This is a genomic window from Pseudorhodoferax sp. LjRoot39 (assembly GCF_964253035.1).
Lineage (GTDB): Bacteria > Pseudomonadota > Gammaproteobacteria > Burkholderiales > Burkholderiaceae_C > Pseudorhodoferax.
On record NZ_CAXUQL020000001.1, the window covers coordinates 2,452,584 to 2,478,611 of the forward strand.

General features: G+C 69.9%; 21 protein-coding genes. 3 read left to right on the top strand and 18 right to left on the bottom strand.

Translation table 11 applies throughout. The features are described 5' to 3' along the window. Positions 1-73: 73 nt before the first annotated feature. From ACSQ4M_RS11620 to ACSQ4M_RS11645, 6 genes are all read right to left on the bottom strand, one after another. Positions 74-3,025 (bottom strand): ribonucleoside-diphosphate reductase subunit alpha, encoded by a 2,952-nt coding sequence (locus ACSQ4M_RS11620; RefSeq protein ID WP_436189683.1) that lies wholly within the window; start codon positions 3,023-3,025, stop codon positions 74-76. Positions 3,026-3,332: 307 nt separating this feature from the next. Beyond that, entirely contained in the window at positions 3,333-3,926 is a 594-nt protein-coding gene (gene ampD / locus ACSQ4M_RS11625; RefSeq protein WP_436189684.1) for a 1,6-anhydro-N-acetylmuramyl-L-alanine amidase AmpD, read from the bottom strand. After that, complete coding sequence (locus tag ACSQ4M_RS11630; protein WP_436189685.1) at positions 3,916-5,349, bottom strand: sigma-54-dependent transcriptional regulator; 1,434 nt, start codon at positions 5,347-5,349, stop codon at positions 3,916-3,918. The genes ampD and ACSQ4M_RS11630 overlap by 11 nt, the downstream gene beginning before the upstream one ends. A gap of 3 nt (positions 5,350-5,352) precedes the next feature. Further along, complete coding sequence (locus ACSQ4M_RS11635; protein ID WP_436189686.1) at positions 5,353-7,056, bottom strand: sensor histidine kinase; 1,704 nt, start codon at positions 7,054-7,056, stop codon at positions 5,353-5,355. 230 nt (positions 7,057-7,286) lie between these two features. Next, complete coding sequence (locus ACSQ4M_RS11640; RefSeq protein WP_436189687.1) at positions 7,287-7,508, bottom strand: PP0621 family protein; 222 nt, start codon at positions 7,506-7,508, stop codon at positions 7,287-7,289. Beyond that, entirely contained in the window at positions 7,505-8,317 is an 813-nt protein-coding gene (locus ACSQ4M_RS11645; RefSeq protein ID WP_436189688.1) for a cytochrome C assembly family protein, read from the bottom strand. Before ACSQ4M_RS11645 ends, ACSQ4M_RS11640 begins: the two co-directional genes overlap by 4 nt. A gap of 87 nt (positions 8,318-8,404) precedes the next feature. Here ACSQ4M_RS11645 and ffh point away from each other — a divergent pair, with 87 nt between their 5' ends. After that, positions 8,405-9,796: a signal recognition particle protein gene (gene ffh, locus ACSQ4M_RS11650; RefSeq protein WP_436189689.1), complete on the top strand. Its 1,392-nt coding sequence runs from the start codon at positions 8,405-8,407 to the stop codon at positions 9,794-9,796. A gap of 58 nt (positions 9,797-9,854) precedes the next feature. Here ffh and ACSQ4M_RS11655 read toward each other — a convergent pair whose 3' ends face one another. The 12 genes from ACSQ4M_RS11655 to ACSQ4M_RS11710 all read right to left on the bottom strand — a co-directional run bounded on the left by ACSQ4M_RS11655 (position 9,855) and on the right by ACSQ4M_RS11710 (position 24,443). After that, positions 9,855-10,643 carry a PEP-CTERM sorting domain-containing protein gene (locus ACSQ4M_RS11655; RefSeq protein WP_436189690.1) on the bottom strand — a complete coding sequence of 263 codons (789 nt, stop codon included), beginning with the start codon at positions 10,641-10,643 and terminating at the stop codon, positions 9,855-9,857. Between the two features lie 68 nt (positions 10,644-10,711). Further along, on the bottom strand, positions 10,712-12,793 hold the full coding sequence (locus ACSQ4M_RS11660; RefSeq protein ID WP_436189691.1) for a LamG-like jellyroll fold domain-containing protein: 2,082 nt from the start codon (positions 12,791-12,793) through the stop codon (positions 10,712-10,714). Between the two features lie 146 nt (positions 12,794-12,939). Next, positions 12,940-13,653 carry a class I SAM-dependent methyltransferase gene (locus tag ACSQ4M_RS11665; protein ID WP_436189692.1) on the bottom strand — a complete coding sequence of 238 codons (714 nt, stop codon included), beginning with the start codon at positions 13,651-13,653 and terminating at the stop codon, positions 12,940-12,942. Positions 13,654-13,736: 83 nt separating this feature from the next. Beyond that, the gene (locus tag ACSQ4M_RS11670; RefSeq protein ID WP_436189693.1) at positions 13,737-14,651 is read right to left on the bottom strand and encodes a LysR family transcriptional regulator; all 915 of its coding nucleotides are present in this window, start codon (positions 14,649-14,651) and stop codon (positions 13,737-13,739) included. Positions 14,652-14,658: 7 nt separating this feature from the next. Further along, positions 14,659-15,720, bottom strand: a complete 1,062-nt coding sequence (locus ACSQ4M_RS11675; RefSeq protein WP_436189694.1) for a purine-nucleoside phosphorylase — start codon at positions 15,718-15,720, stop codon at positions 14,659-14,661. A gap of 159 nt (positions 15,721-15,879) precedes the next feature. Then, the gene (gene mdoH, locus ACSQ4M_RS11680; protein WP_436189695.1) at positions 15,880-17,925 is read right to left on the bottom strand and encodes a glucans biosynthesis glucosyltransferase MdoH; all 2,046 of its coding nucleotides are present in this window, start codon (positions 17,923-17,925) and stop codon (positions 15,880-15,882) included. A gap of 223 nt (positions 17,926-18,148) precedes the next feature. Continuing rightward, positions 18,149-19,561, bottom strand: coding sequence for a sigma 54-interacting transcriptional regulator (locus ACSQ4M_RS11685; RefSeq protein WP_436189696.1), 1,413 nt, complete (start codon positions 19,559-19,561; stop codon positions 18,149-18,151). A 1-nt stretch (position 19,562) separates the two neighbouring features. Beyond that, a complete protein-coding gene (locus ACSQ4M_RS11690) occupies positions 19,563-20,237 on the bottom strand; it encodes a hypothetical protein (RefSeq protein WP_436189697.1) in 675 nt (224 codons plus the stop codon). Beyond that, a complete protein-coding gene (locus ACSQ4M_RS11695) occupies positions 20,227-21,645 on the bottom strand; it encodes an ATP-binding protein (protein ID WP_436189698.1) in 1,419 nt (472 codons plus the stop codon). Before ACSQ4M_RS11695 ends, ACSQ4M_RS11690 begins: the two co-directional genes overlap by 11 nt. Continuing rightward, complete coding sequence (miaB, locus tag ACSQ4M_RS11700; protein WP_436189699.1) at positions 21,642-22,994, bottom strand: tRNA (N6-isopentenyl adenosine(37)-C2)-methylthiotransferase MiaB; 1,353 nt, start codon at positions 22,992-22,994, stop codon at positions 21,642-21,644. Before miaB ends, ACSQ4M_RS11695 begins: the two co-directional genes overlap by 4 nt. Positions 22,995-23,061: 67 nt before the next feature. Further along, a complete protein-coding gene (locus ACSQ4M_RS11705) occupies positions 23,062-23,481 on the bottom strand; it encodes a hypothetical protein (RefSeq protein ID WP_436189700.1) in 420 nt (139 codons plus the stop codon). Positions 23,482-23,486: 5 nt separating this feature from the next. Next, the gene (locus ACSQ4M_RS11710) at positions 23,487-24,443 is read right to left on the bottom strand and encodes a LysR family transcriptional regulator (protein WP_436189701.1); all 957 of its coding nucleotides are present in this window, start codon (positions 24,441-24,443) and stop codon (positions 23,487-23,489) included. A 114-nt stretch (positions 24,444-24,557) separates the two neighbouring features. Between ACSQ4M_RS11710 and ACSQ4M_RS11715 the strand changes: the two genes are divergently transcribed. After that, complete coding sequence (locus ACSQ4M_RS11715; RefSeq protein ID WP_436189702.1) at positions 24,558-25,535, top strand: Bug family tripartite tricarboxylate transporter substrate binding protein; 978 nt, start codon at positions 24,558-24,560, stop codon at positions 25,533-25,535. A 25-nt stretch (positions 25,536-25,560) separates the two neighbouring features. Beyond that, on the top strand, positions 25,561-26,016 hold the full coding sequence (locus ACSQ4M_RS11720) for a tripartite tricarboxylate transporter TctB family protein (RefSeq protein WP_436189703.1): 456 nt from the start codon (positions 25,561-25,563) through the stop codon (positions 26,014-26,016). Positions 26,017-26,028: the final 12 nt, after the last annotated feature.

Consider the following 26,028-nt stretch of genomic DNA (forward strand, 5'->3'; position numbering starts at 1 on the left):
GCTCCAGTGCATCGCAAAAACGCGCAGGCGCATGCGATGCAAAGGGGCTGCGCGTCAGCGCTTCATCGCGGTCTTATTGGCAAGCTTCGCAGGTGGGGTCGTCCACACCGCAGAACTTCACATCGGTCGCGGCCGAAGCGGCCAGCGGCGCATTCATCTGCGCGTCCATCTGGGCGCGTGCCTTGGCGGCTGCGGCGTCGAGCGCGCTCATGCTCGGTGCGGCATTCGCACCCGAGGACACGGCGTTCAGACGGCCCGGTGCCACGGTCGATTTCTCGGCGTGCGTGGCGCTGCGCGTGCGCAGGTAGTAGGTGGTCTTGAGGCCACGCGTCCAGGCCAGCTTGTAGGTGTCGTCCAGCTTCTTGCCCGAGGCCCCGGCCATGTAGATGTTCAGCGACTGGGCCTGATCGATCCACTTCTGGCGGCGTGCCGCGGCTTCGACCAGCCAGGCCGGCTCGACCTCGAAGGCCGTGGCGTACAGCGCCTTGATCTCCTGTGGCACGCGGTCGATGGGTTCGAGCGAACCGTCGAAGTGCTTGAGGTCCATGACCATCACGTCGTCCCACAGGTGCAGGCGCTTGAGGTCGGCCACCAGGTAGTGGTTGATGACCGTGAACTCGCCCGACAGGTTGGACTTGACCGACAGGTTGCCGAAGCAGGGCTCGATCGACGCGTCCACGCCGATGATGTTGGAGATCGTCGCGGTCGGGGCGATGGCCACGCAGTTGGAGTTGCGCATGCCGTCCTGCTTGATCTTGGCGCGCAGGCCGTCCCAGTCCAGCGTGGCCGAGCGGTCCACTTCCACATAGCCGCCGCGGGCCTGTTCGAGCAGGTTCAGCGAGTCCATGGGCAGGATGCCCCTGTCCCACAGCGAACCCTTGAAGCTGGAGTAGCGGCCGCGTTCGGCTGCCAGCTCGGTCGAGGCCCAGTAGGCGTAGTAGCAGACCGCTTCCATCGAGGTGTCGGCGAACTGCACGGCGGCATCGCTGGCGTAGGGGATGCGCAGTTCGTACAGCGCGTCCTGGAAGCCCATCACCCCGAGGCCCACCGGGCGGTGGCGCAGGTTGGAGTCGCGCGCCTTCTTCACGGCGTAGTAGTTGATGTCGATCACGTTGTCGAGCATGCGCATCGCCGTCGAGATCGTCTTCTTGAGCTTCTCGTGGTCGATGGACTTGCCGTTGGGGCCGTCCTTCAAGTGCTGCAGCAGGTTCACCGAACCCAGGTTGCAGACGGCGGTCTCGGTGTCGCTGGTGTTCAGCGTGATCTCGGTGCACAGGTTGGACGAGTGCACCACGCCCACGTGCTGCTGCGGCGAGCGCACGTTGCAGGCGTCCTTGAACGTGATCCAGGGGTGGCCGGTCTCGAACAGCATCGACAGCATCTTGCGCCACAGGTCGGTGGCCGGGATGGTCTTGCTGGGCTTGATGTCGCCGCGCGCGGCCTTCTCTTCGTAGGCCACGTAGGCCTTCTCGAATTCGGTGCCGAAGAGATCATGCAGGTCGGGCACGGAGGAGGGGGAGAACAGGGTCCACGTGCCCTTCTCCATGACGCGGCGCATGAACAGGTCGGGGATCCAGTTGGCCGTGTTCATGTCGTGCGTGCGGCGGCGGTCGTCGCCGGTGTTCTTGCGCAGCTCCAGGAACTCCTCGATGTCCAGGTGCCAGCTTTCCAGGTACGTGCAGACCGCGCCCTTGCGCTTGCCGCCCTGGTTCACGGCCACGGCCGTGTCGTTGACGACCTTGAGGAATGGCACCACGCCCTGCGATTCGCCGTTCGTGCCCTTGATGTGGCTGCCCAGCGCGCGCACGCGCGTCCAGTCGTTGCCCAGGCCGCCCGCGAACTTGGACAGCAGTGCGTTTTCCTTGATCGACTCGTAGATGCCGTCCAGGTCGTCGGGCACGGTGGTCAGGTAGCAGGAGGACAGCTGCGAGCGCAGCGTGCCGCTGTTGAACAGCGTCGGCGTGGAGGACATGAAGTCGAACGAGGACAGCACCTCGTAGAACTCGATGGCGCGCGCCTCACGGTCGATCTCGCCCAGCGCCAGGCCCATGGCCACGCGCATGAAGAAGGCCTGCGGCAGTTCGATGCGGGTCTTCTTGACGTGCAGGAAGTAGCGGTCGTACAGGGTCTGCAGGCCCAGGTAGTCGAACTTCTGGTCGCGCTCGGCCTTCAGGGCCGCGCCCAGCCGGGCCAGGTCGTACTGCTGCAGCTTCTCGTCCAGCAGGTCGTTCTCCACGCCCTTCTTGATGAACTGCGGGAAGTAGTCGGCGTAGGCCGCGCCCATGTCGGCCGGTGCCACTTCGCGGCCCAGGACCTCCTTGACGATGGTGTGCAGCAGCAGGCGGGCCGTGGCGTAGGTGTAGTCCGGATCCTTCTCGATCAGCGTGCGGGCGGCCAGGATGGCGGCCTTGAACACCTCTTCGAGCGGCACGCCGTCGTACAGGTTGCGCATGGTCTCGGCCACGATGGGCTCGGGCTTGACGTCCGCGCCCAGGCCGGCGCAGGCGTCGGCGATCAGCTGTTGCAGGTCGGCCAGGTTCAGCGCCACACGCTCGCCGCCGTCCAGCACATGCAGCGTCGGGGCAGCGGCCGGTTGCTCCTGCTCGCCCTGGCGGTGGCGTTCCTGCGCGCGGCGCTCGCGGTACAGCACGTAGGCGCGTGCGATCTCGTGGTGGCCGCCGCGCATGAGGCCCAGCTCGACCTGGTCCTGCACGTCCTCGATGTGGAAGGTGCCGCCGCCCGGGCGCGAACGCACCAGCGCGCGCGTGACGGCCTGCGTGAGGCCGTCCACGGTCTCGCGCACGCTGGCCGAGGCCGCACCCTGGGTGCCATGCACGGCCAGGAAGGCCTTCATCATGGCCACGGCGATCTTGTTCGGCTCGAACGGCACGACGGCGCCGTTGCGGCGGATGATCTGGTAATGCGCCAGCGCGTTCGGTGCAGTGCTGCCGGCCGTGGTGGCGCGCGCTGCGGCGGCCGTGGGAGACAGTTGCGAGGCGGATGGGAGGTGAGCTGCAGTTTGCATGGCTTCCTTGTGGTGCTGGGTACGGGATCGAAATCTGGCGGTGTGTCGTCACCGCAAACGGGGCCCGGCGGCAGCAAAAGCGCGTTTTGGGCCGGGCCCCATATCTAGGGTCCGGCGGCATTCTAGCCACTACAGGTAGCGTGTTGCGCGGCTTTTTGCAGGGCATGTTCGAAACCTCGCCGCAGCGCCAGCAACGGTGCGCCATGGTCGCGCAAACCTGAGGTTTCATGCGGGATGGCGCCCCATTCCGCCTTGCAACCGGCATGGTTGCTGGGCCTGGCCCAGCCGCGTCCTGTTGCCACCCGTACTAGATGGGGGCGGATCCACGCACCGCAAGCGGAAACCAGTCGGCCGGCCAGCCCGTGTCGTGCTGCAGCGCGGCCCAGTCGAAACCCGGTCCGGGGTCCTGCTTGCGGCCCGGCGCCACATGCTCGTGGCCGGCCACATGGGCGATCGGGTAGCGCTGGGCGAGCGCGGCGCACAGGCTGGCCAGGGTGTCGTACTGGGCCGGCTCGAAGCGCTCGCCCTCCAGGCCTTCGAGCTCGATGCCGATGGAGTCGTCGTTGCACTCGTCGCGGCCGCGCCAGTGCGAGCGGCCGGCATGCCAGGCCCGCGCATCGGCGTCGACGAACTGCCAGAGCTCGCCGCCGCGGCGGATGAAGAAGTGCGCCGACACCTGCAGGCCGCGGATCTGCGCGAAGTAGGGGTGGGCGTCCCAGTCGAGCCGGTTGTCGAACAGCGCCAGCACCTCGTCGCCGCCGTACTGGCCCGGCGGCAGGCTGATGGAGTGCAGCACCACCAGATCGATGCGCGCACCGGCCGGGCGCGGCCCGAAGTTGGGCGATGGCTGGTGCCGCGCGAAGCGGTACCAGCCGCCCTGCCACAGCGCGTCACTCGTCATGGGGTTCGTTGTCCTGCGGCGTGGCGATGTTGAGCCGCGCGATGCGGTAGCGGATCTGCCGCAGAGACAGCCCCAAACGGGCTGCCGCCGCCGTGCGGTTGAAGCCGGTCTCGTGCAGCACGCGCACGAGGATGGCGCGCTCCTGCCGGTCCAAGTAGGCCTGCAGGTCGCTGGGCGTGGCCTCGTCGCCTGCCGGCAGGGGCGCCAGTGCCTGGCTGCCGCTGTCGGGGAAGTCGGCGCTGAGTTCATCGCCCTCGCTCATGGCCACGGCACGGTGCAGCAGGTTCTCGAGCTCGCGCACGTTGCCGGCCAACGGATGCTGCTGCAGCTCGGCCAGCAGCGCGCTGGAAGGCGGCGGCACCTGCATCCCGGATTCGTGCGCGATGCGGCCCAGCAGGGCCGTGCACAGCGCCGGCAGGTCGTCGCGGCGCTCGCGCAGCGGCGGCACCACGATCTCGATCACGTTCAGGCGGTAGTACAGGTCCTGGCGGAAGCGGCCGGCCTTGACCTCGGCCGCCAGGTCCTTGTGGGTGGCGCTGACGATGCGCACGTCGACCGTGTCCTCCTGGGTGGAGCCCAGCGGCCGCACGCTGCGCTCCTGGATCGCACGCAGCAGCTTGGACTGCATGGCCAGCGGCAGGTCGCCGATCTCGTCCAGGAACAGCGTGCCGCCGCGCGCGGCCTGGAAGTAGCCCAGCCTGTCGGCCAGCGCGCCGGTGTAGGAGCCCTTCTTGGCGCCGAAGAATTCGGCCTCGAGCAGGTTCTCGGGAATGGCGCCGCAGTTCACGGCGACGAGCGGCGCGGCGGCGCGGTGGCTGGCGGCGTGCAGGGCCTGGGCCACGAGCTCCTTGCCGGTGCCCGATTCGCCGCGCACCAGCACCGGTGCCATGCTGCGCGCCACCTTCAGGATGCGCTGCTTGACCAGGCGCATGGGCTCGGACTCACCGACCAGCCGCTCCAGCGCGGGTGCCGCATGGGCCGCGCCATCGGGCTGGGCGCTGCGCGCAGCCGGGCGCGGCAGCACCGCATCGTGCTCCTGCAGGGCCGAGGCCACCACGGCGCGGAACTGCTTGAGATCCACCGGCTTGGTCAGGTAGTCGAAGGCGCCGGCCTTGAGCGCTTCCACGGCGTTCTCGGCCGAGCCGTAGGCCGTGATGACGATGCAGCGCTCGGCGCGCTGCTGCGCGCGCAGCTCCTGCAGCAGCGTGAGGCCCAGCCCATCGGGCAGCCGCATGTCGGTGATGACGGCACGGAAGCGCTGCGCCTGCAGCGCCGCCTGCGCTTCGGCCAGGGTGCCGGCGGTCTCCACGCGGTGGCCCTCGCGCAGCAGCGTGAGCTCGTACAGCGTGCGCAGGTCGGGCTCGTCGTCCACCACCAGGACGCTGGCAGGTTGCGCGGAAGGGGCTTGCGTGTGCGGTGGCATGGCTCAATGGGCGGGCGGGGTGCGCTCTGCGGGCTTCGGGGGACGGAACTGCACGGAGAACTCGTTGCCCTGGACGCTGGCGCCTTCGAGCTGCCGTGCGCTGCGCTGATAGCCGATGCTGGCGCGGTGGCGCTCACAGAGTTCGCGGCAAATGTACAGCCCCAGTCCGCTGGAGCGGCTCTCCGAGGAGAAGAATGGCTCGAACAGGTGGCGTTCGACCGATTCCTCCAGCGGCGCGCCGTCGCTCCAGACCTGCAGGCTGGACTGGCGCTCGGCCGACAGCCGCGTCGTCACCTGGATCGCGGCCGGCCGTTCGCTGGCGTAGCGCAGCGCGTTGTCCAGCAGGTTGACCAGCACGCGGCGCAGGTGCTCGCTGTCGAAGTCCACCGGCAGGCCCTGCGTGGCCAGCGCCAGCTGCACGCGGCGGCGCTGCGGCGCACGCCGGACCCAGTCCGCACAGATGTCCTGCACGCTGGCGTCCAGCAGCAGGCTGGGTGGCGCGGTGCGGCCGGCCTCGGGCACGCGGGCCACGTCCAGCACCTCGTCGACGATCTTGGCCAGGCGCTGCGCGTTGTGCTGGATCATCTGCGTGAGCTGGCGCTGGCCGGGCGACTGCAGTTCCTCGTCCAGCAGCGCATTGGCCTGGACGATGGCGGCCAACGGGTTGCGGATTTCATGCGCGACGGCGGCGGACATGCGGCCCATGGCCGCCATCTTCTCGGTGCGCGTGCGCGCCTCGGCCTCGCGCAGGTCGTGCAGGAACATCACGCACAGCCGCTCGTGCGCGCGGCCCGGGGCCTCGGTCATGCGGGTGTGCACGCGCAGGCGCCGGGCGCCGCGGCTGGCGCTGCGCAGCGTCAGGTCGGCCGCCTGCGGCGTGGCCTGCTCGAACGTGGCGCGCGCCAGTTCCAGCAGTGGCGCCCAACTGGGCTGCGCGTCCAGCGTGGGCCGCAGGCCCGCCGCGTCCAGGCCCAGCAGTGCCCGCGCCGCCGGGTTGGCGGTGCGCATGCGGTTGTGCGTGTCCACCACCACGACGCCGTCGGTCTGCGTCTCCATCACGAGCTGGTTCACCTGGGCTTGCAGCCGCGCGGCGTGCAGGCCGGCGAGCGCGAGCTGCTCCTCGCGCATGAGCCGGGCCGCCAGCTGGTTGGCCAGGAAGGCCACCAGCAGGTAGCCCAGGCCGGCCAGGCCGGCCTGCAGGTAGCGCCCCGTGCTTTCGGTCAGGCCGTGCGCGGAGGCCCACCAGGTCTCCAGCAACAGCAGCAGGGTGATGGCCAGCGCCATGCCGATGGCCATGGGCCGCGTGCCCAGCACCGCCGTCAGCAGCACCGGCACGCCCAGCAAGGGCGTGTAGCTGATGGTGCCGGACTGGAACAGCTGCAGCAGCGCAATGGCCAGCACGTCCATGCCCACGGTCAGCAGCCAGGTCGGATCGAGCGCATGGCGCGGCAGGCGCGGGCGCGCCAGCAGCCGCGTCGCCATCGCACTGGCCAGGTACAGCGCGCACATGGCCAGCACCCAGGCCGGCACGGTGCCCGTCAGCGCGTACTGCGTGGCCTGCAGCAGCAGCAGGGCCAGTGCGATCGTGACGCGCGCCGTCATGAAACCGTACCAGGCACGTGTCATGGCCAGGTCGCCGACCGGCGGCAGGACCGCGGTGCGCGGATCGAAGTCGGACGGTGGCCAGGCGTCGTCGAGGGCGGTCACGCCGTCTCAGAAGCTGTGAATGAACCGATCGCGTCCACGACGGGGTGCGCCGGGCCACAGGCGTAGGCGCAGTCCGCCGCCCGGGCTCGTGCCCGGGCAAGGACTGCAACGCCCGCATGTGGCTTGGCGCGCCCCGGCCCGAAGGGCGAGGCCCTGGGAGCAGCGGTCGCAACGTGAGAAGTTCGTCATTGGGGGCCTCGCGTGGGCGTGAGCGGTTCGTTCACAGCTTCTCAGCCCTCGATCTGGCGCCGGTGCTCTTTGCTGCAGTACACGCCGCGCGGACTGCGCTCGGCGTCGGCCAGCGGCAGGTGCAGGCCGCAGGCGGCGCAACGCACCATCTCGGCCGGCAGTGCGTTGCGGGCACGCGGCTTGGCCGGCGGTGGCGGCGGCCGGCGCGAGCGCCACAGCCAGACGCCGAAGGCCACCACCAGCAGGACGATCAGGAACTTCATGCGGCCCCCCGGCCGATCAACACTTCGAGCACGAAACGCGAGCCCACATAGGCCAGCAGCAGCAGCGCCGCACCCGCGTAGAGCACGCGCACGGCGGTGCGGCCACGCCAGCCGAAGCGCGCGCGGCCGACCAGCAACACCGCGAAGGTGAGCCAGGACAGTAGCGAAAACACCGTCTTGTGGTCCCAGCGCCAGCGGCCGGCGCCCGCGCCGTAGAGCGACTCGCCGAAGAGCCAGCCGGCCGCCAGCGTGGCCGTCAGCAGCACGAAGCCGGCCTGCACGAAGCGAAAGGTCAGCCGCTCCAGCGTCAACAGCGGCACGCCACTGAACGAGGGGCCGGCGTCGCGCATGGCGCGCTCGCTGCGGCGCATCAGCCAGGCGTGCAGCACGGCCGCCGCGAACAGGCCATAGCAGGCGATGCCCAGGGCCCAGTGCAGCGGCAGCCAGGGCGAGGCGTTCTCGTGCAGGGGCGTGCCCGGGAACACCAGGGCCATCAGCACCGCCACGGCGCCGAAACCGGCCAGCGCCCAGTGCGCACGCAGCTGCGGGAACACATGGCTTTCCACGGCGTAGACCGTGAGCACCAGCCAGGCCGTGACCGACAGCGCCGGCGCGAAGCCGAAGCGCGGCGTGGCCGTGAACCACAGGCCCCAGCACAGCAGCAGCGCATGCAGCACCCAGGCCGGCAACAGCGCGTGACGGCTGCGCTCGGGCTGCAGGCGCGAGGCGACCGCCGCCGGCACCGCATAGGCCGCGGCGGCGGCGGCCGACAGCAACACGGTGGCCATGGAGGCGCTCGCTAAAATCATGGGCTCAGTTTACCGGCACACCTTCCGGGCGCCGGCCGCTTCTCCCTTCCCCCAACTGCGCTCCTTGTGCTGGCGCAAAGGACCTCCATGGCGTCCGCTCTCACCGAAAAACTCTCGCGTCTGGTCAAGGAGATCCGCGGCCAGGCCCGCATCACCGAAGCCAACGTCACCGACATGCTGCGCGAGGTGCGCATGGCGCTGCTGGAGGCCGACGTGGCGCTGCCCGTGGTGCGCGACTTCATCGCCCGCGTGAAGGAAAAGGCCCTCGGCCAGGAGGTGCTGGGCTCGCTGTCGCCGGGCCAGGCCCTGGTCGGCATCGTCAACCGCGAGCTGGCCACCACCATGGGCCAGGGCCTGCCGGGCGCCGAGCTCAACCTGGCGGCCCAGCCGCCCGCCGTGGTGTTGATGGCCGGCCTGCAGGGCACGGGCAAGACCACCACCACGGCCAAGCTGGCCAAGCTCCTGACCGAGCGGCGCAAGAAGAAGGTGCTGACCGTCTCGGCCGACGTCTACCGCCCGGCCGCCATCGAGCAGCTCAAGACCGTCACCAAGCAGGCCGGCGCCGAGTGGTTCCCGAGCACGGGCGAGCAAAAGCCGGTGGACATTGCGCGCGCGGCGCTGGACTACGCGCGCAAGCACTACATCGATGTGCTGCTGGTCGACACGGCCGGCCGGCTGGCCGTGGACGAGGCGCTGATGCAGGAGATCCGCGAGCTGCATGCCGCGCTGAACCCGGTGGAGACGCTGTTCGTCGTCGACGCCATGCAGGGCCAGGACGCCATGAACGTGGCCAAGGCCTTTGGCGAGGCCTTGCCGCTCACCGGCATCGTGCTGACCAAGACCGACGGCGACTCGCGCGGCGGTGCCGCGCTGTCGGCCCGCCATGTCACGGGCGTGCCGATCAAGTTCGCCGGCACCAGCGAGAAGATCGACGGGCTGGAGGTGTTCGACGCCGAGCGCCATGCCGGCCGCGTGCTGGGCATGGGCGACATCGTGGCCCTGGTCGAGCAGGTCACGGCCAACGTGGACATGGCGGCGGCGCAGAAGCTGGCGGCCAAGGTCAAGAGCGGCGAGGGCTTCGACCTGAACGACTTCCTGGCGCAGATCCAGCAGATGAACCAGATGGGCGGCCTGTCCAGCCTGATGGACAAGCTGCCCACGCAGATGTCGGCCAAGGCCGGCCAGGTCGACATGGACCGCGCCGAGAAGGAGATCCGCCGCAAGCAGGGCATCATCCACAGCATGACGGCGCTGGAGCGCAGGAAGCCCGACCTGATCAAGGCCACGCGCAAACGCCGCATCGCCGCCGGCGCCGGCGTTCAGGTGCAGGAGGTCAACCGCCTGCTCAACGAGTTCGGCCAGATGCAGGACATGATGAAGAAGATGAAGGGCGGCGGCCTCATGAAGATGATGAAGCGCATGGGCGGCATGAAGGGCCTCATGGGCGGCGGGGGCGGCATGCCCAAGCTGCCGTTCTGAAGGCCATCCTCCTGCCGAGCCCGCGACGCGCCAGCGCCGCGGGCTTTTTCATGGCGTTTTAGACCTTGCGCCGGGCGCGCCAGCCCAGGGCCGCGAGGCCGGCCAGCACCAGCGCCATGCCCGAGGGCTCGGGCACTTCGCTGGCCAGCGTGTAGTTGGCCAGCGTGGCCAGCTGCTCGGCGCTGAGGCCTTCCAGGCGCGGTGCGTCCAGCAGGGCGAGGCCGGTGGCCTGCGCCAGCACCACGTCCCCGTCGCTCGGGCCGTTCTCGTCGCTGGCGAGGAAGGCAAAGTTCAGCAGGCTCAGCACCTCGCCGGGCGCGATGGTGACCGAGAAGCTGACGTTGTAGCGGTCCGGGCTGATCGACGCGATGCCCAGGCCGTTGTTGCCCGAGACCAGTGCCAGCACCGGGTCGCTGCCGCAGTGGCCGGTCCAGTCGTCTTCGCAGCTGACGACCAGGCCGTTCTGGTTGTAATGGACGAGTTCGTCGCCGTCCGAACCCAGGTTGCCGAAGAAGTTCAGCGTGGTGGTGATGACCTGGCTGGAGGTGTTGGCGAAGCTGTCGAAGAAGCGGAACACGTTGCCGCTCAGCAGCTCGACCTGGCGCGATTGCGTGAGGCCGGCCGTGCCGCTGTTGTAGAAGCCGAAGGCGTCGAAGGCGCCGTTGCCGCCGTCGACGACCCAACCCAGGGCGGCGTTGCTCGGCGAGACGGTGCCGCCCGGGCCGGTGTAGCTGCTGCCGTAGCCGCTGCCGTTGAAGATGCTGGCGGTGGCCTGCACGGGCGCAGCATGCGCGCTGATGCCGACCAGCAGCGACGCTGCCGTGGCCAGGAGGATGCGAGAAAACATGGGGAACTCCAGAACGTAAGGAAGCAGGCGGCCCGCGCGCGCAGGCTGCCTCGGTGCATGGATGTGCGTCAGCTGCGGCGGGCCGTCAGCCACTGCGTCGCCGGCAGCGGCCGGCCGACCAGGCGGATCTCGCCGATCCAGCCGTAGTAGCCGTCCGTGAGCACGGTGTCCCACCAGCCGGCGCCGACGATCCAGGGGTTGTTGACGCTCAGCGAGCGCGTGCCCGTTTCCGCGTTGGCGATGTTGCGCAGCACCGGCGCGCCGTCCACGTACATCGTGGTCGTGCGCGTGGCCGGGTCGTTGACGATGGCCACGTGGTACCAGGTGTTGCGGATCAGCTCACCGGACCAGGCCGTCTGTGGGTACTGCGCGTTGCTGGCCGGCACGATCTCCCACTGCACTTCGCGCAGGCTGGAGATGGCGAACAGCACGCTGGAGGCTTCCGGGTCGCCACCGCGGAAGCCGCCCGGCACGTTGCCGCGCCGGCCGACGCGGCCGAGCAGGTTGGCCCAGCGGTGCTTGTTCGAATCCCAGTCGGTCGGCAGCTTGATGAAGGCCTCGATGGTGTAGCCGCTCCAGAAGCTGCGGTTGTTGATGGACGCGCCCACCTGGGTCAGGAAGGCGTTCAGGCGGTCCACTGTCTTGTCGCTGTTGAGGAATCGCACGCTGCCGGGCGCCGACGACAGGTAGTGCCTGTCGGTGGACCAGACCACGTCGCCCAGCTGTGCGGCACCCGCGGGCGCGGCGCGGTACATGTGCTGGCCCACGTGCTGGCCGCTGGTGGTGATGTTGGGCAGGGCCTCGCCCACGCGCACCACCTGGCCTTCGGCGATGCCGGCCGGCGCGCGCCAGTGCGCGTAGTTGTCCTCGCCCGCGATGAGCGGGAAGTCGTTGGCGTCCGCCGGCGGGCGCTGCACCGTGGGCTTGGGCTCCACGTAGCTGGCCAGGAACTCGCTGCGCACGCGCGGCAGGATGGCCGTGCCCGTGGTGGCCAGCAGCGGGCGCCAGCGCAGAAAGCCCGCAAAGCGCTTCTTGAAGTTGATCGGGATCGTGAAGCGCTGGTTGGCCGCGCTGAGCTCGGCGAAGTCGAACTGCGTCAGCGTGCTGGCCGGCTTGCCGACGACCCAGGGCGAGAACGACATCACATCGATCTTGTTGGCGCTGAAGTCCACCTCGTACAGGCGCATCATGGCGTTGCCGCCCTGGTAATCCATCTGGTAGTCCACCACCATCTGGTGCACCTCGTTGCCGAAGTTGTTGAACTTCTTAAGGTAGGCCGCGCCGTGGTGGTGGCCGTTCAAGGTCATGAAGATCTGGTCGTTGTCGCAGATCAGCCTGTCCCACAGCATCTTGCCGTAGTCGGTCTCGGCCGGCGTGATGCCATCGGCCGCGATGTTGAGCAGCTGGTGGTTGGACAGGATGACCGGCAGCGTGGGGTTGCGGCGCATCACGTCGCGGGCCCAGGCGATGGCCGCGTCGGAGACGCGCCAGGACAGCGACAGCACCATGAACTGCACGCCATGCGCGCTGAACACGTGGCATTCGTTGAAGCCCGAGCTGTCGCGCTCGTGGAAGCTGCTTTGGCGGGCGGCGCGGTTCGTCGGGAACCACTGCAGGTAGGGCTCGGCGGCCAGGTTGCGCTGGGCATCGGTGCCGAAGCCCTGGTCGCTCGGGCCGTGGTAATCGTAGTCGGCCAGCACGTCGTGGTTGCCGGCCAGGATGGAATAGGGGACGCTGGCATTCTCCAGCTGCCGCATCGCCTCGTCGGCCACGCGCCACTGGTTGGGCTTGCCGACCTGGTCGACCACGTCGCCCAGGTGGATCACGAAGGGGATGTTGTAGGTGCCCGCGTTGTTGGCGATCCAGCTGGTCTGCGCGGCATAGGGTGTGGAGCCGTAGCGGTTCTGAAACTGCTGGCCCTCGTCGGTCGTCGCGTAGCGCGCATAGAACTGCGTGTCGGGCAGCACGGCGATCGCGAAGCTCGTGACGGCCGCCTGCGCCGCCTGCGCGGCCTGCAGGAAGCCGCCGCCCACCGCCATGGCCGAGAAGCCGGCCGCGCCGCGCAGCATGCTGCGGCGGTCGCTGGCGAAGGGGTGCGTTGGTGTTGTCGCGACGTCCTGTTCGGTGGCGTCGCGTGGTTCTTGGGTCATTGCACTGGAGCGGTTGTGGGCGCTTGCCCGGAGCCGCGCAGTGTCGACAGTGCGCACGACAAGGCCGTGACACGGCATGACGCTGCCATGACATGCGGCGCCGCGGTGGCGGCAGCTGTCCGCACAAGTGCGGACGCCGCTGCGGCTCAGTTGCGAAAGGCGATCCAGCCGGTCCAGAACAGGCTGGAGAAGAAGCGCTCGGCCCGCGCGAAGCCCGCCGCTTCCAGCAGTTGCAGCGAGGCCGCTTCCGTGGCCGGCGGGTCGGCGCCCTGCAGGATCTTCGCGAGCTTGGCCTGCACCTCGTCCGGTCCGGCGCCGGCCATGCGCCAGCGTTCGGCCCAGGCCTTGAGCAGCAAGGGGCGGCTTGCATAGGTGTGGCTGTTGCCGGCCAGGACCAGCGGCGCGCCGACGGGCAGGCGCGCGGCGATGGTGTGCAGCAAGGCCTGTTTGGCGGCGTCGCCGCCCTGGTGGTGCAGCACGCCGATCAGGGTCGCGGCGTCGAAGCGCCGGGCCGCCGGCAGATCCTGCACGCTGCCGTGCACGGCCTCGGTCTGGCGGTCCAGGCCCAGGCTGCGCAGGCGGTCCATGGCCTGGTCCAGCATCTGCGCAGAGGGGTCGACGGCCGTGCAGCGCCAGTGCGGCTGCAGCCGGGCCAGGCACTGGATCTCCTGTGCCGTGCCGCCGGCACCCACCACCAGCACGTCGCGCGGGGCCTCGTTGCCGCGGTCCGGGTCCAGCGCGGCCGACAGCAGGCAGGCGGCGAGCTCGTGGCAGGCTTCGTAGCCGGCGAGTGCGATGCGGCTCTGGCGTTCGTACTCGGCGGCGCGTTCGGCGTCGAATTTGGCTGCGGGGTCGTGCATGGTTGCCAGCATAGGCGCGCGGCGTGCACCGCGGCATCTGGGTTGCAGACCCCCGCGCTCGTGCCCTGCGCAGGCGGCGCCGGCTACAGCGCGGCGGCTTCCTGCTCGAGCTGCGCCAGCCGGCGTGCGAGCCGCCCCACGAAGTTCTGCGTGAGCTGCGGCAGCGCGCGCTGGGCCGGCACCACGATGCCGACCTGCAGCTGGTTCAGCACCGGCAGCGCGAACGGCCGCCAGACCAGCTCGCCGCGGCGCAGCTCGTCCAGCAGCGCGATCTTGGAGAAGGTCGTGATGCCCTTGCCGGCCATGACCAGACGCTTGACCAGGGGCGTGGAGTTGCAGGTGGCGACCGGCTCCATGGCCTCCCAGAAGGCCGTGTACTCGGCCGACAGCGTGGGACCGAACACCGGCTGCGCGCCCGAGCGGATGAAGGGGTGGCGTGCGCAATCGCGCAACGCGACGCGCGCATGGCCGGCCAGCGGATGGCCCGGCGGCATCACCACGCCCAGGGGCAGGTGCGCCAGGCTCACGGCCACCGCGCCGGCCGGCAGCCGCGTGACGAAGCTGACGCCGAGGTCGACCTGGCCCGAGGCCACGAGCTGCGGCACCTCCATGGGCTGGGTCGAGACGATGGTGTAGGTCGCGGCGGGGAACAGTTGCGAGAACTCCTCCACCGCGGCGGGCAGCAGGTCCTCGAAGCACGAGTCCATGGCTGCCAGCTTGATGTGGCCGCTGCGCTCGCCGCGCAGCGCGTCCAGTTCGGTGCGCAGCACCTGGTAGCCGTGCAGCGTCTCCTGCGCATGGCGCAGCAGCCGCTCGCCGGCCGGGTTCAGCCGCATGCCGCCGGGCAGGCGGTCGAACAGCTCCGTGCCCAGCTCCTCCTCCAGGTTCAGGATCTGGCGGTTGATGGCGCTGGCCGCCACGTGCAGCCGCTCCGATGCCTTGCGCACCGAGCCGCTGCGGGCCACCTCGATGAAGTATCGGAGGACGCTGGCGTGCATGCAGGGGTCAGCGCGGCGGCACGCCGCCCGCCCATTCGGGCCACTGGCTCACGATGTGGTCGACCACGCGCTCGCCCACGCGCGCGATGTTCTCCACCGTCTCGGCGAAGCCGCCTGCGGTTTCGCCGGGCGCGGGGTCCAGGTGCTGCAGCGTGGTCTCGCGCGGGTTGCCCTGGTCGAAGTTGACGGCGCCGCGCAGGCTCATGATGCGGTCCGTGCCATGGGTGCGCTGGATGACCAGCGTGATGGCGGCGGCCTCCATCTCGGTGATCACGTAGTCGTCGGCGCCGTAGAGCCTGGCGATGTACTGCGCCTGGTTCGACAGGCCGGGGCCGTGGAAGAAGGTGTCGCCCGTCATGTGCGTGCCCAGCCCGACCGAGGGCGCCTGCCGCGCGCGCGGCTCGGGGTAGCGCAGCCGGTAGGCGCGCGCGCTGTCCGAGTCCAACAGCTGCGTCTTGGCCGACAGTTGCATGGCCCAGGCCTGCAGCGCCGGGTTGAGCTGGAAACGCCGGTAGGTCTCGTAGCCCTTGCGCGGCATGAAGGTCGGCGCGCCCGGCGTGTTTTCCTCGGGCGCCCAGCGGTGGCCCAGATCGTAGTCCACCAGCCAGCTGCCCCAGAACACATCACCGATGGTGCCGCGCGAAGGCGGCGTGCCGGCCACGCCCGTGACCAGGTAGTAGGCCTGCGAGAAGTCGAAGGCCGGGTTCAGCAGGATGGCCTGCATCGAGGCCGAGGAGTTGACCTTGCCCATGCCCAGCACGGCGCCGCAGACGCCATCGCTGTTGCAGTACACGGGCGCGATGGCGCCGGGCACGCGGACCGGCGTGGCGGCCTTCCAGTAGCGCTCGTACCAGTGCTGGAACTCGCCCGCGCGGTCGCCCGTGTTCTGGCCGATCTCGAACATGGCGGCGACGAAGACCTTCACGCGCACCGGCGCGGCGGCCTGGGTGCGGGCCGGCGCCGCGCTCGCGGATGTCGCGGAAGGGGCGGGGCCGCTGGCGCAGCCGGCCAGCAGGGCGGCTGCGGCCAGCCAGGCCAGGGTGGATCGCGGGGCGCGCAGGGAGTGCATGGGATTCGCCTTGTGATGGTGGGAATGGGGCCGCATCGTAGGCACACGGGGTGCTGCTCTCAAGCGCTGATTTTCGCGCTGGCCGTGCGCAAAAAGCGCACAGGCCGCAGAAACAGAAACGCCCCTCGGCGAGGGGCGTTTCTGCGGAGCCGGGGAAGCTCAGGCGGCCAGGGCCAGCGGCTGCTGGCGCAGCGGCAGCTTGGCGTGCATCCAGGCGCGGCGCAGCACGGCGGGCGACCAGCTTTCTTCCGGGATCAGCAGCCAGCGCTGGCGGCGCATGGCGGCGCCCAGGTCGCTGCGGCTGGTCAGCACGCTGGCCGGGATGGCCAGCAGCAGCGGCAGGCCCACCGGGATCAGCCAGACCAGCGCGCTCGGGTCGATCAGCGCGATGCCGACGGCCAGCAGGGCGATGATGCCGCTCATGGGGGCCAGGCTGCGGGCCGCATCGCGCCAGCGCAGGGCTTCGGCGTCCCGCGGGGGCGACTTCCATTCCAGCTTCACGCCGGTCAGCGCGACCAGCACGAACAGCGAGTGGGCCAGCATGCGCACCGGCGATTGCAGCATGGCCAGCACGCTTTCCAGCGCAGCGCTCTTGACCAGGCCGGCGGTGCCGCCGTAGCGGCGTTGCTCACCCTGGATCAGCACGGCGGCGATGCCCAAGAGGCGCGGCAGGAACAGCACGGCCAGGGTCCAGATCCACAGGCCGATCAGCTCGGCCGGGATGGCCGACAGGGCGTGGCTCACGCTGGCCAGGCCGGTGGCCTGGGCATGGCCGGACAGCCACAGCGCGGTGCCCAGCGTCATGAAGGCCAGCCACAGCGGCGCCGACAGGTAGGACATGGTGCCCGTGATGAACATCGCGCGGTGCACACCGGCGATGCCGGGTTCGGCCATCAGGCGGGCGTTCTGCAGGTTGCCCTGGCACCAGCGGCGATCACGCTGCAGCTCGGACAGCAGGTCCGGCGGTTGCTGCTCGTAGCTGCCGATCAGGTCGGACACCAGCCACACATGGAAGCCGGCGCGGCGCATCAGCGCGGCTTCGACGAAGTCGTGCGACATGATGCCGCCGGCCAGGCCGCCCGTGCCCTTGATGGGGGCCAGTGCGCAATGCTCCATGAAGGGCTTGACGCGGATGATGGCGTTGTGGCCCCAGTAGTGGGACTCGCCCAGCTGCCAGTACTGCATGCCCAGCGTGAACAAACGGCCGGTCATGCGCGAGGCGAACTGCTGGGCGCGCGCGTGCAGGGTCTGGTGGCCGATCGATTGCGTGGCGGTCTGGATGATGCCGGCGCGGGGATGGGCTTGCATGAGCTTGACCATGGAGGTCAGGCAGTCGCCGCTCATGACGCTGTCGGCGTCCAGCACGACCATGTACTTGTAGTCCTTGCCCCAGCGGCGGCAGAAGTCGGCCACGTTGCCGGCCTTGCGGTGCGTGCGGCGGGTGCGCAGGCGGTAGTAGACCTCGATGGCCGGGGCGCCGTTGGCCTCGGCGGCCAGCACGGCGCGCAGGTCTTCCCAGGCGGCGCGCTCCGCGCGGCGCTTCTCGGGGTCGTTGCTGTCGGACAGCACGAACACGTCGAAGGCGCGGCCATGGCCCGTGGCCAGCACCGATTCACAGGTGGCGCGCAGGCCGGCGAACACGGTGGCCACATCCTCGTTGCAGATCGGCATGATGATGGCCGTGCGCTCGTCGGCGCCGGTCGGCATCGCGTGGTCGCGTACTTCCTTGGCCGACAGCGCGTGCTTGTCACCGCGCAGCACGACGAAGAAGCCCATCAGCGCCGTGCCGAAGCCCGACACGATCCAGGCCGACAGCAGCGCGAACAGCGACAGCTGGCCGACTTCGAGCAGCAGGCTGTCGTAGTCGGGTTGCATGCTGGCGAACAGGCCGGTGGCCAGTGCGGTGGTCAACAGCACGATCAGCATCAGCGCCATGCGGCGGCGGCTGGCGGCCTGCTGCCAGGCTTCAGGGGCGGGGCTGGCGGCCTTGGCGGCAGCCGGGCGCACGCCGGGGATGGACATCAGCAGCGCCGTGCCCACGCTGTTCCAGAAGCCGCGCCAAGGGCGGGGCGTCATGGAGCCGCGGTTCACGGGCGGTGCGGTGACGGAATTTGGGTGGCGCTCGGCGCGTAGCGGGCTGCGCTGTTTGTCCCAGGCACGACCGACGATTTGCCGGCCGACGCGGGCGACGTTGGGTTGTTCCATGGTGTTCTCGCGGTGAGAGGAGGAGGAAGAGACGGAGCTCATATGCCTGTCTCAGTGCAAACCCCATGCCAACGCTAGAACTTGTTATGAATCAACGGCTTATCTGTGTTTTTCGGGGTTTTTGCGGGTCTGGCCGGAAAACGGCCCCCAAAACCCCGGTTTTTGTCGCCGAACAGCGACAGGTCACGGCCGGTGTGGGGCGATATCCAGGAAAAACAAGGACTTAGCCTTGTCGCGGTTCGGCGACGGTCTCGCCGGAAGCCGCAGAATCCCCTTTGAACAGCCCCGGCGTGAGCTCGTGCTTCTGCATCAGCCGGTAGAACTCGGTGCGGTTGCGGTCGGCCAGCCGGGCCGCATCGGCGGCGTTGCCGTCGGTCAGCTTCAGGAGGTTGATCAGGTACTCGCGCTCGAACTTGCGCTTGGCCTCGGCGTAGGGCAGCACCTCGATGGCGGGCTGGCGCAGCGCGCGCTGCACCAGGGCCAGCGGCACCAGCGGCGTGGTCGACAGCGCGCAGACCTGCTCGACCACGTTGTGCAGCTGGCGCACGTTGCCGGGCCAGGCGGCGGTGGTCAGCGCCTTGAGCGCTTCAGGGGCGAAGCCCGACAGGCGCTTGCTGTACTTGGTCGCCAGCGTCTGCAGGAAGTGCTGGGCCAGGAGCGCGATGTCCTCGCGCCGTTCACCCAACGGCGGCAGCGTGAGCGTGACCACGTTGAGCCGGTAGTACAGGTCCTCGCGGAACTCCTTGGCGGCCATGGCCACCTCCAGATCGCGGTGCGTGGCCGACAGGATGCGCACGTCCACCGGGATCGACTGGCTGGAGCCCAGCGGCCGTACCGCCCGCTCCTGCAGCACGCGCAGCAGCTTGACCTGCAGCGCCAGCGGCATGTCGCCGATTTCGTCGAGCAGCAGCGTGCCGCCGTCGGCGGTCTGGAACAGGCCCTTGTGGTTGGTCACGGCATCGGTGAAGGCGCCGCGCATGTGGCCGAACAGTTCGGACTCCAGCAGCGCCTCGGGGATGGCACCGCAGTTCACCGCCACGAAAGGCTTCTTGGCGCGGCTGCTGGCCTTGTGGATGGCACGGGCCAGCAGCTCCTTGCCGGTGCCGCTGTCGCCCAGCATCAGCACGCTGGCGTCGGACTGGGCCACCATCTTGGCCTCGGCCAGCACCTCGGCCATGCGGGCCGAGCGGCTGACGATCTCGTCGCGCCAGCTCTCGTCGTGCCCGCCCTTGGGCACGACGGCGGCCGTGGGCGCCGACAGCGACAGCGCCTGGGCGATCTTGTCGAGCAGGGCCTTGCCGTCGAAGGGCTTGGTCAGGTAGGTGAACACGCCGCGCGCCGTGGCCTCCACGGCGTCGGGGATGGTGCCGTGCGCGGTCAGCAGGATCACGGGCAGGGCCGGGTGCCGCGCGCGCACGAGATCGAACAGCGCCAGGCCGTCGCGGCCGGGCAGCTGCACGTCGGACAGCACCAGCTGCGGCTGCTCGATGTCCAGCTGGTTCAGCGCGGCCTCGGCCGAGCCCACGGCCGTGACGCGGTAGCCGGCGGCCGTGAGGCGCATGGACAAGAGGCGCAGCATGTCCGCGTCGTCGTCGACGACGAGGATGTTGGTGCGTGCGGATTCGGTGGCCGGCATGTCAGGGCTGGCCCGGCGGGGGGCGGTGGCCACCGTTGGGCGGCGGGCGCGAGGTCAGGCTGCGCTCGATGGCGCGCACGGCCTCCAGCCGCTCGGTCAGCTGGTCGATGCGGCGCTGCTGCTCGCGCAGCTGCTGGGCCTGGCGGTCCAGGGCTTCTTCCACGCGGCGCTGCTCGGCATAGCGCGCCACCAGCATGCCGGCCAGCGGGTACAGGCCGCGCGCCTCCTCGCGCGGGTTGCCCAGCACGCGCTGGGCCAGGCCCTGGGCGCGCACCAGGTCGGCCGGCACGCGGGTCTGCGCGAGCGTGATGGCCAGCTGCAGTTCCTCGGCTGGCTGGCGCTGCGGCTCGGGGATGTCCGACAGCCGCGTGAGCTCCTGCGCGAGTTCGGCCGGCGCCATGCGGCGCACGCGGTCGGCATACACGAGCAAGGCCTGGGCCACGGTGCTGCTGTCGGTGCGCACGCCGCCGGGCTGGCCGCCCTGTACGGGCAGCGGTACGGCCGATTCGACCGGCGGCACGGCGGGCGGCGGCGGCACCGGGGCCAGCGCGGGCGGCGGTGGCGGCGGTGCGGGCGGCGGCGCGGGTGGCGGGGCCACGCAGCCGGCCAGCAGCGCCGCGGCCAGCGCGCACAGCAAGGATGAGGACGCGCGGGCCGCGCGTGGTTCAGGACACATGGGGTAGTTCGATGCGGAAATGGGCGCCGGCCGGGCCGGGCAAGAGCGCCATCTTGCCACCATGCGCGGCGACGTACTCGTGGACGATGGAAAGGCCGATGCCCGTTCCTTTCACGGCGCCCTCGGGCTGGCGCTGGCCGCGGAAGAAGGGCTCGAAGATGCGGTCGCGGTCGGGCTCGGCCACGCCGGGGCCTTCGTCCTGCACATCGATCTGCACGAGTTGCTCGTGCTGCTGCAGCTGGATCAGGATGCGGCCGCGGACCGGCGAGAAGCGGATCGCGTTGGACAGCAGGTTGGCCAGCACCGTGCCGATCTTTTCCGCGTCCACCCGCGTCGTGAGGCTCTCGCCCTCGACCTGCACCGTGAGCTGGTTGGCGCGCCACTGCAGGCGCTGGGCGTCGACCTGGGCCTCGATGAGTTCCAGCAGGTCTACGCGCTCGCGCTTGAGCTGGCGCGCCTCGAAGGCCGCGGCGTTGAAGCGCAGCAGCGCCTCGATCTGGCTCTGCAGCTGCACCGTGTTCTGGCGCAGGATGCCGGCGACCTCGCGCTGGTTGTCGTTGAGCTCGCCGGCCACGCCTTCCTCGAGCAGCGAGACACCCTCGCGCAGTGCCGCCAGCGGCGTCTTGAGCTCGTGCGAGATGTGGCGCAGGAAACGCGCCTTATCGGCATCGAGCTCGGACAGCCGCAGCCGCAGCCAATCGAGCTGCTGGCCGATGCGGTGCACGTCGGACGGGCCCTGGATCTCGATGGCCTGGTCCAGCCGGTTCTCGCCCAGGCCCACGATGGCGCGTTCCACGCGCTTGAGCGGGCGCGCCAGCCACAGGCCCAGCGCGATGGCCAGCAGCACGGCCAGCACCACCATGCCGATCACCTGCTGCGTGAGCTGCATGCGGCTGGCGTCCAGCTCGGCGTTGAGCGCCTGGCGGCGCTGCTCGATGGCGGCCTGCATCTGCTGCGCCAGCGTGACGTTGAGCACGTCGAGTTCGCGGAACTCGGCCGCCACGGCGCGCTCGCGGTCCAGTGCGGTCTCGGCCGGGCCCTCCATGAGCTGCTCGATCCTGCCCATCTGGCTGCGCCAGCGCGCGGCCAGCGCCGGCGGCAGGTCGGCGGGCTGCAGGCCGGCCACCAGGCCCTGGGCCTCGCGCGCGCTGTCGGCGAAGCGCCGGCGCAGCAGCGCGTCGCTCAGGATCAGCGACTGGCGCGCGGCCCGCTCGGCCGTGGCGCTGCGCTCGCTGAGCGTCTGCGCCACGCCGTTCAACTGCAGCGTGCGCGCCGAGAAGCCGAGGCTGCGCTGCATCAGTACGTCGAAGGTGAACACCGCGCGCACGGCCACGCCGCCCAGCAGCGCGGCGATCAGCAGGAAGGCCAGCAGTAGCAGCTGGCGGAAGGACAGGCGCGGGCGCGTCACGCGGCCGGCGCGGTCTCGCGCGTGCAGACCTCGCCGCGCAGCGAGTACGACATGGCCTCGGTCACGCGCACATCCACCATCTGGCCGACGAGGCGCTCGGGCCCGGCGAAGTTGACGACGCGGTTGCATTCGGTGCGGCCCATGAGTTCGGGCTGACCGGCGTGGCTGCGCTTGGACGGGCCTTCGACCAGGATGGCCTGCACCGTGCCCACGCGGCGCGCGGCGATGGCCCGCACGTTGGCGTCGACCACGCCCTGCAGGTGCTGCAGGCGCTTCAACTTGACCTCGTGCGGCGTGTCGTCGTGCAGGTTGGCGGCCGGCGTGCCGGGGCGAGGGCTGAAGATGAACGAGAAGCTGTTGTCGAAGCCGATGTCGTCGATGAGCTTCATCATCTTGCCAAAGTCCTCCTCGGTCTCGCCCGGGAAACCGACGATGAAGTCGCTGCTCATCGCCATGTCGGGCCGGATCGCACGCAGCTTGCGCACGGTGGACTTGTACTCCATGGCCGTGTAGCCGCGCTTCATGGCCATCAGGATGCGGTCCGAGCCGTGCTGCACGGGCAGGTGCAGGTGGCTCACGAGCTTGGGCACGCGGGCGTAGGCCTCGATCAGCCGCGGCGTGAACTCGTTCGGGTGGCTCGTCGTGTAGCGGATGCGCGCGATGCCGGGGATCTCGGCCACGGTCTCGACCAGCATGGCGAAGTCGGCGATCTCGGCCGTGTCGCCCATGCGGCCGCGGTAGGCATTGACGTTCTGGCCCAAGAGCGTGACCTCGCGCACGCCCTGGTCGGCCAGGCCGGCGATCTCCACCAGCACGTCCTCGAACGGGCGGGAGACTTCCTCGCCGCGCGTGTAGGGCACGACGCAGTAGCTGCAGTACTTGGAGCAGCCTTCCATGATGGAGACGAAGGCCGTGGCGCCTTCCACGCGCGCGGGCGGCAGGTGGTCGAACTTCTCGATCTCGGGGAAGCTGATGTCGACCTGGGCGCGGTCCAGCGTGCGGCGCTGGCGCAGCAGCTCGGGCAGGCGGTGCAGCGTCTGCGGGCCGAACACCACGTCCACATAGGGCGCGCGCGCGATGATGGCCTCGCCCTCCTGGCTGGCCACGCAGCCGCCCACGCCGATCTGCACGCCCTTTTTCTTGAGGTGCTTGACGCGGCCCAGGTCGGAGAAGACCTTCTCCTGCGCCTTCTCGCGCACCGAGCAGGTGTTGAACAGGATCAGATCGGCTTCGTCCACATCCTGCGTGGGCTCGTAGCCCTCGGCGGCATGCAGCACGTCGGCCATCTTGTCCGAGTCGTACTCGTTCATCTGGCAGCCGAAGGTTTTGATGAAGACTTTTTTCGTCATGGCGTTCTCGCGGGGAAATGGCGGACAGGCGGCTGGCGGCCGCTCTTGGTCAAGGGGAGGGCGCTGCTTACTGCCCGTACCTGGGCAGCAGGTGGAACGGCGTCTTGCCGTCGTCCTTGGGCCGGGTGTCCTCTTCGGAGGCGAAGAGGAAGTTGCGTTCGCGCGTGGCGCTGTCGCGCTTGAGCGCAGCCTCCTGCTGGTTCAGCAGCCAGACCTGGTGGACCATGCCGCCCGGCTCGCGCGTGTAGTTCACGACCAGGCGCTCGCCGACGAGGGCGGCCGACATCACGAGCTCGTTGCGCACGCCCAGGATGCGCGCACCGGGCGAGAGGCGGTCGGCCTTGCCATCGAGCAGGATGTCGGGCGGCTGGACGACCTGGAAGGTTCCGCGCAGGGCGGCGGCCGGGAATTCGCGCACCTGGGCCTGGGCAGCCGTGGCGAGGGCAAGTGTGGCAATGAGCGCGAGTGCGGTGCGGCAGCGGTTCATGGTGTTCATCCAGAGGCTGGGGGCGCAATTCTAGAAGCCCCCTCGCGGCTGGCCGCCAATGCCCGTTCGATGGCTGCCTGCAAATGCTCGGCCACCACCTTGACCAGCGGCCCCGGCGGACGCGTCGCGTCCACCGCGATGCCGATGGTCTGGGGCTCTGCGCCCTTGTCGCGCACGGGCACGAAGCGCAGCAGGCCGGCGGCCAGTTCGGGCGCGGCATCGAGCTCGGAGGTGAACACCACATGGCGCCCGCCCAGGGCCAGCTGCTTGACCAGCTGCAGCGAATTGCTCTCGAAGCGCCCGCGCGCCTCGGTGAACAGCCAGCCGTACTGCGCGTCCAGGTAGCGCCGGATGGCCAGGGCGCGGCTTTGCAGCGCCACCGGGTAGGCGGCGGCCTCCTGCAGGCTGACCGAACGCGCGCCGGCCAGCGGGTGGCTGGGCGCGACGACGCAACCGAACGGCAGTTCGGTGCGCCACAGCACCAGCACCTCGCGCCGCGGCGGCAGGTTGAAGGCGGCCACCAGGTCGGCCGTGCCGGCCATCACGGCGGCCAGCGCCTCGTCGGTGCTGCCCAGGTTGACGGACAGCGAGATCAGCGGATGGCTCTCGCCCAGCGCCGCGACCAGGGGCGGCAGCACGCTGGTGGAGTGGCTGTCCATGGCATACAGCGTCACATGGCCCTGGTGCACGCCCTGGTAACGGCGGATCTCGCTCTCCAGACGGCGCTCGTCCTGGCGCCAGCGCCGTGCCAGTGTGACCACGGCGTCGCCGGCCACCGTCAGCCGCATGCCGCGCGGCAAGCGCTCGAACAGCGGCGCGCCGAGCTGCTCCTCCAGTTGCAGGATTTGCCGGTTGATGGCCGAGGCCGCCACGTGCAGCTCCTTGGCCGCGGCCTGGATGGAGCCGGAGCGCGCCACCTGGTCCAGGTAGCGCAGGTTGGCGGAAACGAGGGATTGCGGCATGGGTCTGGAGCATACGGATTTTTCGAATGCAGCACTTCGAAATCGGTGATGGACGGCAATGCAGCCGATTTCTACGATCCGTCCCATTCCCGCATCCCACCCAAGGAAATCGCCATGTCGCTCCGCACCTTGTCCGCCCTGGCCACGCTGGCCGTCCTCGCTTTTGCACCGGCCCAGCAGGCGGCAGCCCAGGCCGCGAGCTGGCCCAGCAAGCCTGTGCGCATCGTCGTGAGCTTCCCGCCCGGGGGCACCAGCGACATCGTGGCGCGGCTGGTGGGCCAGCACCTGAGCGAGAAGCTCGGCCAGCAGTTCCTTGTCGACAACCGGCCCGGCGCCGGCGGCACGCTGGCGGCCGACATCGTGAAGAAGGAAGCACCGGACGGCTACACCCTGATCCTGGCCAACAACGCGCCGTTCACGATCGCGCCAACGCAGTTCAAGAAGATCCCGTACGACCCGCTCAAGGACTTCACGCACGTGGCCTACATCGGCGCCTCGGCGCCCGGCCTGCTGGTGCAGCCCGCGCTGGGCGTGAAGGATTTGAAGGGCTTCATCGAACTCACGAAGAAGGAGACCAAGCTCAGCTATGGCTCCAGCGGCGTGGGCTCGATCAGCCACATCCTGGGCGAGGGCGTGAAGAAGAAGGCCGGCATCACCATGGTCCACGTGCCCTACAAGGGCAGCGCCCCGGCGATCCAGGACTTCAAGGCCGGCGTGCTCAAGACCTACTACGACCTGCTGGCGCAGAACATGCCCATGGTCAAGGCCGGCGAGGCCGTGGCCATCGCCGTGGCCGCGCCCAAGCGCATCTCGCAGGCGCCCGAGGTGCCGACCTTCCGCGAGCAGGGCCTGGACATCGTGCTGGAAAACTGGCTCGGCGTGTCGGGCCCGGCCGGCATGCCGGCCGACCTGACCAGGAAGATCCACGACGCCGTGGCCGAGGCCGTGGCGCTGCCGGCCGTCCGGGACAAGCTGTCCGGCTGGGGCGTGGACACCATCGCGATGACGAGCGCGGACTACACGAAGTTCGTCGGCGAGCAGATCGAGGTCTGGAAGCCCTTGATCATCGAAGCCGGCGCGCAAGAGAAGTAAGCAGTCCGCACACCGGAGCACCGCCATGCAACTGCTGCGTGCCCTGGCCTGGCGCCAGGACCTTCTGGCCGGCCTGTTCGTGCTGGTTCTCGGCCTGGTCTGCCTGGCCGCCGTGGGCGACCTGGAGATCGGCAACGCCACCGAGATGGGCCCGGGCTACGTGCCGCGCGCACTGGCCTGGATGCTGGTCGCTGCGGGTACGGGCATGGCCCTCACGGGGGCGCGCCGCGTGGCGGTCGAACCCGTGGCCATCGTGCTGCGGCCCGTGCTCATGCTGTCGCTGGCCGTGCTGCTGTTCGGCACCATGGTGGACCGGCTGGGCATCGTGCTGGCGGTGATCGTGTCCACGGCCGTGGCCTCGCTGGCCAGCAACATCAGCCGTCGGCGCGAGACCCCGCTGGTCTGCGCGGTGCTGGCTGCACTGGCCGCGCTCGTGTTCGTCAAGGGCCTGGGCCTGGCGATTCCCATCTGGCCGCGTTGAGCAGGAGCCGCC

Bases quoted from the DNA above. Each gene is read 5' to 3' on its own strand.
- ACSQ4M_RS11620 (WP_436189683.1), bottom strand. From the start codon at position 3,025: ATGCAAACTGCAGCTCACCTCCCATCCGCCTCGCAACTGTCTCCCACG.
- ampD (WP_436189684.1), bottom strand. From the start codon at position 3,926: ATGACGAGTGACGCGCTGTGGCAGGGCGGCTGGTACCGCTTCGCGCGG.
- ACSQ4M_RS11630 (WP_436189685.1), bottom strand. From the start codon at position 5,349: ATGCCACCGCACACGCAAGCCCCTTCCGCGCAACCTGCCAGCGTCCTG.
- ACSQ4M_RS11640 (WP_436189687.1), bottom strand. From the start codon at position 7,508: ATGAAGTTCCTGATCGTCCTGCTGGTGGTGGCCTTCGGCGTCTGGCTG.
- ACSQ4M_RS11645 (WP_436189688.1), bottom strand. From the start codon at position 8,317: ATGATTTTAGCGAGCGCCTCCATGGCCACCGTGTTGCTGTCGGCCGCC.
- ffh (WP_436189689.1), top strand. From the start codon at position 8,405: ATGGCGTCCGCTCTCACCGAAAAACTCTCGCGTCTGGTCAAGGAGATC.
- ACSQ4M_RS11655 (WP_436189690.1), bottom strand. From the start codon at position 10,643: ATGTTTTCTCGCATCCTCCTGGCCACGGCAGCGTCGCTGCTGGTCGGC.
- ACSQ4M_RS11660 (WP_436189691.1), bottom strand. From the start codon at position 12,793: ATGACCCAAGAACCACGCGACGCCACCGAACAGGACGTCGCGACAACA.
- ACSQ4M_RS11665 (WP_436189692.1), bottom strand. From the start codon at position 13,653: ATGCACGACCCCGCAGCCAAATTCGACGCCGAACGCGCCGCCGAGTAC.
- ACSQ4M_RS11670 (WP_436189693.1), bottom strand. From the start codon at position 14,651: ATGCACGCCAGCGTCCTCCGATACTTCATCGAGGTGGCCCGCAGCGGC.
- ACSQ4M_RS11675 (WP_436189694.1), bottom strand. From the start codon at position 15,720: ATGCACTCCCTGCGCGCCCCGCGATCCACCCTGGCCTGGCTGGCCGCA.
- mdoH (WP_436189695.1), bottom strand. From the start codon at position 17,925: ATGGAACAACCCAACGTCGCCCGCGTCGGCCGGCAAATCGTCGGTCGT.
- ACSQ4M_RS11685 (WP_436189696.1), bottom strand. From the start codon at position 19,561: ATGCCGGCCACCGAATCCGCACGCACCAACATCCTCGTCGTCGACGAC.
- ACSQ4M_RS11690 (WP_436189697.1), bottom strand. From the start codon at position 20,237: ATGTGTCCTGAACCACGCGCGGCCCGCGCGTCCTCATCCTTGCTGTGC.
- miaB (WP_436189699.1), bottom strand. From the start codon at position 22,994: ATGACGAAAAAAGTCTTCATCAAAACCTTCGGCTGCCAGATGAACGAG.
- ACSQ4M_RS11705 (WP_436189700.1), bottom strand. From the start codon at position 23,481: ATGAACCGCTGCCGCACCGCACTCGCGCTCATTGCCACACTTGCCCTC.
- ACSQ4M_RS11710 (WP_436189701.1), bottom strand. From the start codon at position 24,443: ATGCCGCAATCCCTCGTTTCCGCCAACCTGCGCTACCTGGACCAGGTG.
- ACSQ4M_RS11715 (WP_436189702.1), top strand. From the start codon at position 24,558: ATGTCGCTCCGCACCTTGTCCGCCCTGGCCACGCTGGCCGTCCTCGCT.
- ACSQ4M_RS11720 (WP_436189703.1), top strand. From the start codon at position 25,561: ATGCAACTGCTGCGTGCCCTGGCCTGGCGCCAGGACCTTCTGGCCGGC.